Annotated in this window: 11 protein-coding genes; 6 read left to right on the plus strand and 5 right to left on the minus strand. The window is 71.6% G+C overall.

The window, feature by feature from the left end; translation table 11 throughout:
- Nucleotides 1-62 precede the first annotated feature (62 nt).
- Nucleotides 63-1,454 carry a metallopeptidase TldD-related protein gene (locus ACFC0Z_RS33990; RefSeq protein ID WP_376446396.1) on the plus strand — a complete coding sequence of 464 codons (1,392 nt, stop codon included), beginning with the start codon at nt 63-65 and terminating at the stop codon, nt 1,452-1,454.
- A gap of 54 nt (nt 1,455-1,508) precedes the next feature.
- Nucleotides 1,509-2,777, plus strand: coding sequence for a tyrosine--tRNA ligase (gene tyrS / locus ACFC0Z_RS33995; RefSeq protein WP_376446399.1), 1,269 nt, complete (start codon nt 1,509-1,511; stop codon nt 2,775-2,777).
- Nucleotides 2,778-2,856: 79 nt separating this feature from the next.
- On the opposite strand, the gene ACFC0Z_RS34000 is transcribed toward tyrS, so the two are convergent.
- Nucleotides 2,857-3,129 carry a GlsB/YeaQ/YmgE family stress response membrane protein gene (locus tag ACFC0Z_RS34000; protein WP_376446402.1) on the minus strand — a complete coding sequence of 91 codons (273 nt, stop codon included), beginning with the start codon at nt 3,127-3,129 and terminating at the stop codon, nt 2,857-2,859.
- Nucleotides 3,130-3,298: 169 nt separating this feature from the next.
- On the opposite strand from ACFC0Z_RS34000, the gene ACFC0Z_RS34005 reads away from it, so the two are divergent.
- A complete protein-coding gene (locus ACFC0Z_RS34005) occupies nt 3,299-3,643 on the plus strand; it encodes a DUF3099 domain-containing protein (RefSeq protein ID WP_376446404.1) in 345 nt (114 codons plus the stop codon).
- 125 nt (nt 3,644-3,768) lie between these two features.
- Nucleotides 3,769-4,071: a hypothetical protein gene (locus ACFC0Z_RS34010; protein ID WP_376446407.1), complete on the plus strand. Its 303-nt coding sequence runs from the start codon at nt 3,769-3,771 to the stop codon at nt 4,069-4,071.
- On the opposite strand, the gene moaA is transcribed toward ACFC0Z_RS34010, so the two are convergent.
- The 3 genes from moaA to ACFC0Z_RS34025 all read right to left on the minus strand — a co-directional run bounded on the left by moaA (nt 4,054) and on the right by ACFC0Z_RS34025 (nt 7,250).
- Nucleotides 4,054-5,052, minus strand: a complete 999-nt coding sequence (gene moaA / locus ACFC0Z_RS34015; RefSeq protein ID WP_376446410.1) for a GTP 3',8-cyclase MoaA — start codon at nt 5,050-5,052, stop codon at nt 4,054-4,056. The genes ACFC0Z_RS34010 and moaA overlap by 18 nt on opposite strands.
- Nucleotides 5,053-5,223: 171 nt before the next feature.
- The gene (locus ACFC0Z_RS34020) at nt 5,224-6,879 is read right to left on the minus strand and encodes a cation acetate symporter (RefSeq protein WP_376446412.1); all 1,656 of its coding nucleotides are present in this window, start codon (nt 6,877-6,879) and stop codon (nt 5,224-5,226) included.
- On the minus strand, nt 6,876-7,250 hold the full coding sequence (locus ACFC0Z_RS34025; protein ID WP_376446414.1) for a DUF485 domain-containing protein: 375 nt from the start codon (nt 7,248-7,250) through the stop codon (nt 6,876-6,878). Before ACFC0Z_RS34025 ends, ACFC0Z_RS34020 begins: the two co-directional genes overlap by 4 nt.
- Before the next feature lie 273 nt (nt 7,251-7,523).
- On the opposite strand from ACFC0Z_RS34025, the gene ACFC0Z_RS34030 reads away from it, so the two are divergent.
- Nucleotides 7,524-9,062: a S8 family serine peptidase gene (locus ACFC0Z_RS34030; protein ID WP_376446415.1), complete on the plus strand. Its 1,539-nt coding sequence runs from the start codon at nt 7,524-7,526 to the stop codon at nt 9,060-9,062.
- Between the two features lie 76 nt (nt 9,063-9,138).
- A complete protein-coding gene (locus tag ACFC0Z_RS34035; RefSeq protein ID WP_376446418.1) occupies nt 9,139-10,470 on the plus strand; it encodes a CoA transferase in 1,332 nt (443 codons plus the stop codon).
- 590 nt (nt 10,471-11,060) lie between these two features.
- On the opposite strand, the gene ACFC0Z_RS34040 is transcribed toward ACFC0Z_RS34035, so the two are convergent.
- The gene (locus tag ACFC0Z_RS34040; protein WP_376446421.1) at nt 11,061-12,104 is read right to left on the minus strand and encodes a zinc-dependent alcohol dehydrogenase family protein; all 1,044 of its coding nucleotides are present in this window, start codon (nt 12,102-12,104) and stop codon (nt 11,061-11,063) included.
- Nucleotides 12,105-12,120: the final 16 nt, after the last annotated feature.

Consider the following 12,120-nt stretch of genomic DNA (forward strand, 5'->3'; position numbering starts at 1 on the left):
CGGGGGTCCGGGGGTCGCCCCCCGGGCAAGCACAGCCTGAACACGACGCAGGAGGCCGGTCGATGAGCCGCGTCAGCAAGCCGTACGAGATCGTCGAGCGGGCCCTTGAGCTGTCCCGTGCCGACGGGTGTGTCGTCATCGCCGACGAGGAGTCGTCCGCCAACCTGCGCTGGGCGGGGAACGCGCTGACGACGAACGGCGTCACCCGGGGCCGTACGGTCACGGTCGTCGCGACCGTCGACGGCGGGCAGGGCACCGCGTCCGGCGTCGTCTCGCGTTCCGCCGTGACCCTCGACGACCTGGAGCCGCTGGTCCGGGCCGCCGAGGCCGCCGCGCGGGCGGCCGGGCCCGCCGAGGACGCGCAGCCGCTCGTCGAGGGCCTGCCGGTCTCCGCCGACTTCACCGAGGCGCCGGCCGAGACCTCCTCCGCCGTCTTCACCGACTTCGCTCCGGCGCTCGGCGAGGCCTTCGCCCGCGCCAGGGCCGGCGGCCGCGAGCTGTACGGCTTCGCGAACCACGAGATGACCTCCACCTACCTGGGGACGTCCACGGGCCTGCGGCTCCGCCACGACCAGCCCAACGGCACCCTCGACCTGAACGCGAAGTCCCCGGACCGCTCGCGCTCCGCCTGGGCCGGTCGTTCGACGCGGGACTTCAAGGACGTCGACCCCGGCGAGCTCGACGCCGAGCTCGCGGTCCGGCTCGGCTGGGCGGAGCGCCGTATCGAGCTGCCGGCCGGGCGGTACGAGACGCTGCTGCCGCCGACCGCCGTCGCGGACCTGCTGATCTACCAGCTGTGGTCGTCCATGGCCCGGGACGCGGTCGAGGGCCGGACGGTCTTCTCCAAGCCCGGCGGCGGCACCCGGCTCGGCGAGACGCTCTCGCCGCTGCCGCTGACCCTGCGCAGCGACCCGAACGAGCCGGGCCTGGAGTCCGCGCCGTTCGTGATCTCGCACGCCTCGGGCGACGGCTCCTCCGTCTTCGACAACGGTCTGCCGATCGGTCCCGTGGACTGGGTGAAGGCGGGCAGCCTGGCCCACCTGGTCACCACCCGGCACACCGCGGGACTTACTCGGTTGCCCGTGGCCCCCGAGGCGGGGAACCTGATCCTGGACGGCGGCGGCGAGCGCTCGCTGGAGGAGATGGTGGCCTCCACGGAGCGCGGACTGCTGCTGACCTGCCTCTGGTACATCCGCGAGGTCGATCCGGCGACGCTGCTGCTGACCGGGCTGACCCGGGACGGCGTCTACCTCGTCGAGAACGGCGAGGTCGTCGGCGAGGTGAACAACTTCCGGTTCAACGAGTCGCCGGTGGACCTGCTGTCGCGGGCCTCGGAGGCCGGCCGGACCGAGAAGACGCTGCCGCGCGAGTGGAGCGACTGGTTCACCCGTACCGCCATGCCCGCCCTGCGGGTGCCGGACTTCAACATGAGCTCGGTCAGCAAGGGGGTCTGACCCACCTAGACTGAGACGACCATTCCACCTGTACATCATGAGGAGACGGACGACGTGACGGACATCGTCGACGAGCTGAAGTGGCGTGGGCTCTTCGCCCAGTCCACCGATGAGGACGCACTGCGCAAGGCTCTCGCGGACGGTCCCGTCACGTTCTATTGCGGTTTCGACCCGACCGCGGCCAGTCTCCACGTCGGTCACCTGGTCCAGGTGCTCACCGTGCGCCGGCTCCAGCAGGCCGGTCACCGGCCGCTGGCGCTGGTCGGCGGGGCCACCGGGCAGATCGGTGACCCGCGGCCGACCGCCGAGCGCACCCTGAACGATCCCGAGACGATCGCGAACTGGGTGAACCGGCTGCGCACGCAGATCGAGCCCTACCTCTCCTTCGAGGGGGAGAACGCGGCGATCATGGTGAACAACCTGGACTGGACCGCCGGCATGTCGGCGATCGAGTTCCTGCGGGACATCGGCAAGCACTTCCGGGTCAACAAGATGCTGACCAAGGACTCCGTGGCCCGCCGCCTGGAGTCCGAGCAGGGCATCAGCTACACCGAGTTCAGCTACCAGCTGCTCCAGGGCATGGACTTCCTGGAGCTGTACCGCCGCTACGGCTGCACGCTCCAGCAGGGCGGCTCGGACCAGTGGGGCAACCTGGTGGCCGGGCTCGACCTGATCCACCGCGTGGAGCCGGGCGCCGAGGTGCACGCGCTCGCCACCCCGCTGATGGTCAAGGCGGACGGCACCAAGTTCGGCAAGACCGAGAGCGGCGCCGTCTGGCTGGACCCGGAGATGACGACGCCGTACGCGTTCTACCAGTTCTGGCTGAACGTGGACGACCGCGACATCTCGACGTACATGCGGATCCTCTCCTTCAAGTCCCGTGCGGAGCTGGAGGAGCTGGAGGCGCAGACCGCCGAGCGGCCGCAGGCGCGCGCCGCGCAGCGTGCGCTCGCCGAGGAGCTCACGACGCTGGTGCACGGCGCGGAGCAGTGCGCGGCCGTCATCAACGCCTCCAAGGCGCTGTTCGGTCAGGGCGACCTGGCGGAGCTGGACGAGGCGACGCTGGCCGCCGCCCTGTCCGAGCTGCCGCACGCGCGCGTGACCGAGCTCGGCCAGGTCGTGGACCTGTTCACCGAGGTCGGCCTCGCGCCGAGCAAGTCGGGCGCGCGCCGCACGGTGAAGGAGGGCGGTGCGTACGTGAACAACGTGAAGGTCACCGCCGAGGACGCCGAGGTGGCGGCCGAGGAGCTGCTGCACGGCCGCTGGCTGGTGCTGCGGCGCGGCAAGAAGAACCTGGCGGCGATCGAGTTCGTCGCCGGTTAGTCCTCCGGTAGTCCCCGTACAGGACGGGCGAAGGGCCCGGTACGCGCGCTGTGCGCCGTACCGGGCCCTTCGTTGTTCGTCAGGCTCGCTGCTTGCCCTTGAGGGACACCCACAGCATGTCGCCCACACCGACGACGGCGACGGCGCCGAGCAGCTGGAGCAGGTGCCGGGTCCAGTCGATGCCCTTGGTGTCGTTGACACCGATCCAGGTCGCGACCGCGTTGCCGAGCACGCTGCCGAGAATGCCGAACACGGTCGTCAGCCAGAGCGGGATCTGCTGCTTCCCCGGCAGGATCGCCTTCGCGATCAGACCGAGGACGAATCCCACGATGATCGCCCACAACCAACTCATCGTCGCCTCCTTGTACGCATGTGGGCCCAGTCTCGGCCCCTGGGCCATACGGCGCATGTCGGGCGGCGCCATCCGTGCCCCGGTCTCGTCGGCGGGTGGGGGCGGGCGTACGGTGGAGCGAGGTCCGGACCGGGGAGAGTCCGGCACGACCAGTGGGTGGTGGACGGCGATGCCGAAGCGCGGCGGAACCGAGGTCTTCCGGATCACGGGGGCTCGTCAGGGGCTCGCGGACGACGTCCGTGGACGGCAGCGGCGGTACGTCATCTCGATGACGGTCCGGACACTGTCCGTGATCGCCGCCGCGGTGCTGTGGAACGTGGAACGGCACGTGGCGATCGTGGCGCTGGCCCTCGGCGTCCTGCTGCCGTACATCGCCGTGGTCATCGCCAACGCGGGCCGCGAGTCGGCTCCGGGCCTTCCCTCCACCTTCGTACCGGCTCCGATCCGCCCGGCGCTCGGCGCGGCGGAGCCCGCTGAGGGCTCAGGGAGCGACGACTCCTACGGCCGGAACTGATCACGCACCGTGGCCGGAAACCTCAGATAAAGCTCAGATCAATCATGAAGTTCCAGTGCACCGCACCCCATGTGCCGTGACATACTGCCTACGCGCTCCGCATCCCCCGTCGGAGCGACGGACCGATGCCGGGCAGCTCCCCCCGTGGCTGCTCGGCATCGCTGTTGCTAGACAATGATCGGGTGAGCGAAGAGAAGCCGATCTGTTCCGCCAAGGGCTGCCGCGCCGACGCCGTCTGGGTCCTCGCGTGGAACAACCCCAAGCTGCACACGCCCGAGCGGCGCAAGACATGGCTCGCGTGCGAGGAGCACCGCGAGCACCTCTCCCAGTTCCTGGGCGTACGGGGATTCCTCAAGGACGTCGTGGAGCTCAGCGCCTGGGAGGAACCCTCCGCGGCGGAAGGCGGCGGGTCAGCCGCCGATCGCTGACATCGGGCGGTCGGGCTGGAGGAAGCTCGGGTCGTCGAGGCCCGAGCCGGCCTTCTTGCCCCACATGGCCTTCTTCCAGATCTCCGCGACCGCTGCGTCCGATGCGGACGAGCCCTCCGAGCGGAGCGCGGCCCGGAGGTCCGTCTCCTCGGTGGCGAAGAGGCAGGTGCGCACCTGTCCGTCGGCCGTGAGGCGGGTCCGGTCGCAGGCCCGGCAGAACGGGCGGGTGACGGAGGCGATCACGCCGACCGTGTGCGGTCCGCCGTCGACCACCCAGCGCTCGGCGGGGGCCGAGCCGCGCTCGTCGGCGCCTTCGGCGGTCAGGGTGAAGCGGGTGCGCAGGGATTCCAGGATGTCCCCCGCGGTGATCATGCCGTCGCGCTTCCAGCCGTGCTGGGCGTCGAGCGGCATCTGCTCGATGAAGCGGAGCTCGTACCCCTCCTCGATCGCCCAGGCCAGCAGGTCGGGTGCCTCGTCGGCGTTGAGCCCGGGCATCAGGACCGCGTTGACCTTCACCGGGGTGAGGCCGGCGTCCCGCGCGGCGGCCATGCCGTCGAGGACGTCCTGGTGGCGGTCGCGGCGGGTGAGGGTCTTGAAGACGTCCGGGCGCAGGGTGTCCAGGGAGACGTTGACCCGGTCGAGACCCGCGGCCTTGAGGGCGGTCGCGGTGCGCTTGAGCCCGATGCCGTTCGTCGTCAGGGACATCCGGGGGCGGGGCTCAAGGGCGGCGACGCGCTCGACGATCCCGACGAGGCCGGGGCGGAGCAGCGGCTCGCCGCCGGTGAAGCGGACCTCGGTGACGCCGAGGTCGGTGACCGCGATGCGGATGAGCCGGACGATCTCGTCGTCGGTGAGCAGGTCCGGCTTGGCGAGCCACTGGAGGCCCTCTTCCGGCATGCAGTACGTGCACCGCAGATTGCACCGGTCGGTGAGTGAGACGCGCAGGTCGGTGGCGACCCTGCCGTAGGTGTCGATGAGCACTGTGGGCCCCCTCCCCCGAGAAACCGGTGTCGTCGTTGCTGTTGGTTCGAGCCTACGTGAGCTCTCGGACAAGCAGCAGGCCAGATTGTCACGAGGAGCGGGGAGGCCGCGTCGTAGAACTCTACGACGCGGCCTCCGTTCGGTCGCGGAACGTATACGGTCCGTTCCCGGTCAGTGCTTGACGGCGGCGGCCACGCCGACGCCGGTGAGGGACTTGACCTCCAGTTCGGCGTACTTGCCCGCGTCCGGCTCCTCCTTGGAGAGGAGCGAGCCGACCCAGCCGAGGAGGAAGCCGAGCGGGATCGAGACGAGGCCGGGGTTCTCCAGCGGGAACCAGTGGAAGTCCACACCCTTGAACATGGAGGCCGGTCCGCCGGAGACGACCGGGGAGAAGAGGACGAGGACCACGGAGGAGATCAGTCCGCCGTAGATCGACCAGAGCGCGCCCTGGGTGGTGAACCGCTTCCAGAAGAGCGAGTAGAGGATCGTCGGCAGGTTGGCGGAGGCGGCGACCGCGAAGGCGAGGGCGACGAGACCGGCGACGTTGAGGTCGCGGGCGAGGGCGCCGAGCGCGATCGACACGATGCCGATGAGGACGGTCGACCAGCGGGCGGCCCGCATCTCCTCCTGCTCGGTGGCCTTTCCTCGCTTGATCACGTTCGCGTAGATGTCGTGCGCGAAGGACGAGGAGGAGGCCAGGGTGAGTCCGGCGACCACGGCGAGGATGGTGGCGAAGGCGACGGCGGAGATGACCGCGAGGAGGATCGCGCCGCCGGTGGAGTCGGCGCCGCCGCCGACTTCGAGGGCGGTGAGCGGGGCGGCCGTGTTGCCCGCCTTGTTGGAGGCCTTGATGGTGTCGCCGCTGAGCAGGGCGGCGGCGCCGAAGCCGAGGACGATCGTCATCAGGTAGAACGCGCCGATGATGCCGATGGCCCAGTTGACCGACTTCCGGGCGGCCTTGGCGGTCGGCACCGTGTAGAAGCGGATCAGGATGTGGGGCAGGCCGGCGGTGCCGAGGACGAGGGCGATGCCGAGGGAGATGAAGTCCAGCTTCGAGAGGGCGGTGGCGCCGTACTTGAGGCCGGGCTCCAGGAAGGCGTCTCCCTTGCCGCTGTTGGTGGCGGCGGCGCCGAGCAGGTCCGACAGGTTGAAGTCGAACTTCAGGAGGATGAGGAAGGTGATGAGGAGGGTGCCCGCGATGAGCAGGACGGCCTTCACCATCTGCACCCAGGTGGTGCCCTTCATCCCCCCGATCGTCACGTAGACGATCATCAGGACGCCGACGAGGGCGACGATCGCGACCTTGCCGCCGTCGCTGGTGATGCCGAGGAGCAGCGAGACGAGGACGCCGGCGCCCGCCATCTGCGCGAGCAGGTAGAAGATCGAGACGACGATCGTGGACGTACCGGCGGCGGTGCGGACGGGCCGCTGGCGCATGCGGTACGCGAGGACGTCGCCCATCGTGAAGCGGCCGGAGTTGCGCAGGGGTTCGGCGACCAGGAGGAGGGCGACGAGCCAGGCGACGAGGAAGCCGATCGAGTAGAGGAAACCGTCGTAGCCGTAGAGGGCGATGGCGCCGCTGATGCCGAGGAAGGACGCGGCGGACATGTAGTCGCCGGAGATCGCCAGGCCGTTCTGGAAGCCGGTGAACTGGCCGCCGCCCGCGTAGAAGTCGGCGGCGCTGCGGGTCTGGCGGCCGGCCCAGACGGTGATGCACAGGGTGGCGATGACGAAGGCGCCGAAGAGGGCGATGATCAGCGTGCGGTGCTCGCTGGTGGCGTTGCCGGCGGCGCCGCTCGCGGCGATGAGGGTCACGGGGGTGCTCATGCGTCGCCCTCCATACGGTTCCGGATCGCCTCGGCTCGGGGGTCGAGACGGTTCGCCGCGTGGCGCGAGTACAGCCAGGCGATGAGGAAGGTCGTCACGAACTGGCCGAGGCCCAGGACCAGTGCGACGTTGATGTTGCCGAAGAGCTTGGTGCCCATGAAGCCGCCCGCGTAGTTGGAAAGCAGCACGTAGAGCAGGTACCAGGCGATGAACGCGATCGTGAGGGGGAAGGCGAAGGAGCGGTACGTGCGGCGCAGTTCGCCGAACTCCTCACCCTGCTGGACCTCGACGAACTGTTCCGTCGTGGGCCGGCCGGGGACGCGGTCGGCCTCCGCTCCGTTTCTGGGCGGCGGCGGGGCTTCGGTAGCCACGGAATCTCCTCGTGACGCGGGGACGGAGGACTGGGTCAAGGGGGCCTCACCGGGGGTGTGGAAACCAGGGCTCCGGTTCGGAGCACCTCCCCTGTCCAACGGCACGGACGCCACGGAGTAATGGTTCAGACGGGTGACATCTTCGAACAGATCTTCATGAAGTCTTCTCAACTCATTGAAGGGATGGGTTGATCAGCGATAACTTCACTCGTCATGCACCTGCCCGCGCGCAAACCCGCGCATGGGCAGTACATCGGATGATGTGGAGAACCCATGGCTCATCTGGGATCGAGGCGCGGCCGAGCTCTTGCTCTGCCTGCTGGTCTCGCGCTCACGGCCTCGCTCGGCTTCCTTCCCTCCGGCGCCGCCTCCGCCGCGGAACTGAGTGACGCTCCCGCCGCCGCCGTGGCGGCGACGAACGGGCCGCAGCTCTCGTACGTCGTCAACGTCGAGGGTGGTCGCTGGACCGCCAACTCGGTGCGGAAGGCGATAGCCGCCGCGGGCGGCGAAGTGGTCATCTCGTACGACCAGATAGGCGTCATCGTCGTCCACTCGCAGAACCCCGAGTTCGCGAAGACGATCCGGCAGGCGCGCGGCGTGCTGTCGGCCGGTGCGACCCGCACCGCCCCGCTCTCCGTCCAGTCGGACGACTCGGTCGGCGAAGGCGCCCAGGCGCTGTCCGCCGCCGAGGCCCAGGCCGCCGCGGCCACCGCCGCGGACGGCCAGGACCCGCTCGAGCCCCTCCAGTGGGACCTGCCGGCCATCAAGGCCGACAAGGCGCACGAGAAGACGCTCGGCAGCAAGCGCGTCACCGTCGGCGTCATCGACACGGGTGTCGACGACACCCACCCGGACCTGGCGCCGAACTTCGACGCCGCCGCGTCCGCCAACTGCGTGTCCGGCAAGCCGGACACCACCGCCGGCTCGTGGCGCCCGAACCCGGGCGAGAGCGACCACGGCACGCACGTCGCCGGCACCATCGCCGCCGCCAAGAACGGCATCGGCATCACCGGTGTCGCCCCGGGCGTCAAGGTCTCCGGCATCAAGGTGTCGACCCCGGACGGCTTCTTCTACACCGAGGCCGTGGTCTGTGGCTTCGTGTGGGCGGCCGAGCACGGCGTCGACATCACGAACAACAGCTACTACACCGACCCGTGGATGTTCGCCTGCAAGACCGACGAGGACCAGAAGGCCCTCATCGAGGCGGTCACCCGCGCGACCCGGTACGCGGAGAAGAAGGGCACGGTCAATGTGGCCGCGGCCGGCAACTCCAAGTTCGACCTGGCTGCCGACGAGATCCTCGACAACAGCAGCCCGAACGACACCACCCCTGGTGACCGGATCATCAACCCGCGCGAGTGCTTCGACTACCCGGCGCAGCTGCCGGGCGTCGTGACGGTCTCCGCGACCGGTGCGAAGGACCTGAAGGCGTCGTACTCCAACTACGGTCTCGGCGTCATCGACGTCGCCGCCCCCGGTGGCGACCGTACCGAGTACCAGACGCCGGACGCCCCGGCGGTGAACGGCCGCATCCTGTCGACCACGGTCAACGGCGGCTACAACTACAAGGCCGGCACGTCGATGGCCTCGCCGCACGCGGCGGGCGTCCTCGCGCTGCTCAAGTCGACGCACCCGTACGCGAGCCCGGCGGCCCTCAAGGCGCTCCTCGCGGTGCAGGCCGACAAGCGTGAGTGCACGAACCCGTACGACATCGACGGGAACGGCACCATCGACGCCGTCTGCGAGGGCGGCAAGTGGAAGAACGGCTTCTACGGCGCCGGCATCGTCGACGCGCTGGACGCCGTGAAGTAAGCGGTACGTGCGGCTGCGGCCGCATGAGCTAGGCAAAGGGTGGCACTCAGTGCCACCCTTTGTGCATAGTGCGGTCATGGACAACGGAGTGCGTACAGGCACGGAAGCGCTGTGGTCGGCCCTCGGCGGAGACCCCGCCCTCGTCGACCGCGTGGAGTACGGCGGGGTCTCCGGGCTGCTGCCGGCGCGGCTGCCGGTGATGGACCTCGCGCGGGCGGCCGTGGCGGTGTGCTCGCTGGCGGCGGCGGAACGGGTCGCGGGGGTGGCGGGGGTACCGGGGGTGCCGCGTGTGCGGGTCGACGACGGGGCCGTCGCCACCGCGTTCGTGAGCGAACGTCACCTGCGGGTGGACGGGCGGGTCCCCGTGAACTTCGCGCCGCTGTCGCGGTTCTGGCGGGCGGCGGACGGGTGGGTACGGACGCACGCGAACTATCCGCACCACCGGGCGGCGCTGCTGTCGGCGCTCGGCGTCCACGAATCGGTCGAGGCGGTCGAGGCGGTCGAGGCGGTCGCCGCGGCCATTGCCGAACGGAAGGCCGTCGAGGTCGAGACCGCGGTGTACGCGGCCGGGGGCCTGGCCGTGGCCCTGCGGACGCCCGAGGAGTGGGCGGCGAGCGCGCAGGGACGAGAGGTGGCTGGGCGGCCCCTGCTGACGCGGGAACGGCTCGACGACGCGGCGCCCCGGCGGCGCACCGGACGGCTGCGGGTCCTGGACCTGACCCGGGTGATCGCCGGGCCGGTGGCGACACGGACGCTCGCGCTGCTCGGGGCGGACGTGCTGCGGATCGATCCGCCGGACAACCCCGAACTGCCCGACCAGCACGCGGACACGGACGTCGGCAAGCGGACGGCGGCGCTCGACCTGGACCGGCCGTCGGACCGCCGTACCTTCGACGAACTCCTCGACTCGGCCGACGTCCTGGTCACCGGCTACCGGCCCGGCGCGCTCGACCGCTTCGGCCTCGACCGGCCGGGGCTCGTCACCGCGCGGCTCTCCGCCTGGGGCGACTACGGGCCGTGGGCGGAGCGGCGGGGCTTCGACTCGCTGGTGCAGGTGGCGACGGGGATCGCGGTCACGGAGGGATCGGCGGAGGAGCCGGGGGCGCTGCCGGCGCAGGCGCTCGACCACGGGACGGGGTACCTGCTGGCGGCGGCGGTGCTGCGGGCGCTGACGGAGCAGGAGCGGGAGGGCGGGACGCGGCTCGTACGGCTCGCGCTCGCGCAGACGGGCCACTGGCTGACCCACGCGCTCCCCCGGTACGAGCCGGCCCGCTACCTCACGGACACGGCGAGCCCGCTCGGGCTGGTGCGGCACGCGGTGTCACCGGTCTCGTACGAGGGCGGGCCTGAGGGGTGGGCGCGGGCGGTGGGGGTCGCCGGGGGTGACGTGGCGGGGTGGGAGGTGTGAGGGCGACCGCGTGAGGGGCGGGGCGTCGCGGTGACGGGGGGTGCCGGGTGGGCGGTGGGCCCTGCGGGGGCGGAGCTGGATTTCCCCCTCCCCGCCCCTTCCCGAAACCCTGCCGGGGGCGGGAGGGGGGTGAGGTGGTGTCTCCCGGGGGCTGCGCCCCCGGGACCCCCGCCGAAGCTCGGGCGCTCCGCGCCGAGCAGCCCGCCTCCGGCGGCTTCGCGCCGGGACCCCGGCGCGGGAGCCGGGGCGCGGGAGGCGGGAGCCGGGGCGCGGGAGGCGGGAGCCGGGGCGCGGGAGGCGGGAGCCGGGGCGCGGGAGCCGGGGGCACGGGCACGGGAGGCGGGGGCACGGGCACGGGAGGCGGAGGCGCGGGCCGGAGGCACGGGCGCGGGAGCCGGAGGCGGAGGCACGGGCGCCGGAGGCTCAGAGGCCGGCAACGCACACGGCCCGGCGCCCGGAGGCCCTGCTCCGCCCGCCGGGCCTGCGGCCTCGGCCGCGCGGCGGCGGCTTGACGGCCTTGGCGTCGGTCTTGCCCGCGTCCCCGTCGGCCTGGGTGTGGCCGACGGTGGCGGTCTCGGGGTCGGTGGCCGTTACGGCTTGATCAGGACCTTCAGGGCGGTGCGGTCGTCCATCGACTTGTAGCCGGCGGGGACGTCTTCCAGGGTGACCGTGGCGTCGAAGACCGGGGACGGGTCCAGGCGGCCTTCGAGGACGTCGGGGAGGAGGTCGGCGAGGTAGGCGCGGACGGGGGCGACGCCGCCGCGCAGGGCGATGTTGCGGTCGAACATGACCGAGAGGTCGAGGCCGGTGCCGCTGCCGTGGGGGACGCCGACGTAGCCGATCGAGCCGCCGTCGCGGGTGATCGCGACCGCCGTGCGCATGGACTGCTCGGTGCCGACGGCCTCGATGACGCCGTGCGCGCCCTGGCCGCCCGTCAGTTCGCGGACGGCCGCCTCGGCCGCCTCGCCGCGCTCGGCGACGACGTCCGTCGCGCCGAAGAGGCGGGCTATGTCCGTGCGGGCCGTGTGGCGGCCCAGCGCGATGATCCGCTCCGCGCCGAGGCGCTTCGCCGCGAGGACGCCGCAGAGGCCGACGGCGCCGTCGCCGACGACCGCGACCGTCGAGCCGGGCTTGACGCCCGCGCCGAGCGCCGCGTGGTGGCCGGTGCCCATGACGTCGGAGAGGGCGAGGAGAGCGGTGAGCATGTGGTCGTCGGTGGCCGCCTCGGCGGGCAGCTTCACGAGGGTGCCGTCGGCGAAGGGGACGCGTACGGCCTCGCCCTGGCCGCCGTCGGAGCCGACCGAGCCCCAGAAGCCGCCGCGCGGGCAGGAGGTCTGGAGGCCTTCGGCGCAGTAGTCGCAGGTGCCGTCGGACCAGACGAAGGGGGCGACGACGAGGTCGCCGGCGGAGAAGCCGGTGACCTCGGAGCCGGCCGCCTCGACCACGCCGAGGAACTCGTGGCCGATTCGCTGGCCCGGCTGCCGGGCCGCCTCGCCGCGGTAGGCCCAGAGGTCGCTGCCGCAGATGCAGGCGCGCAGGACGCGCAGGACGACGTCCGTGGGGTCCTGGATCACCGGGTCGGGCACGTCTTCCACCCGCATGTCGAACGGGGCGTGGATGGTGGTGGCGCGCATGGTGGACGGTCCTCGC

This window comes from Streptomyces sp. NPDC056144, from assembly GCF_042264145.1.
Taxonomy (GTDB): domain Bacteria; phylum Actinomycetota; class Actinomycetes; order Streptomycetales; family Streptomycetaceae; genus Streptomyces.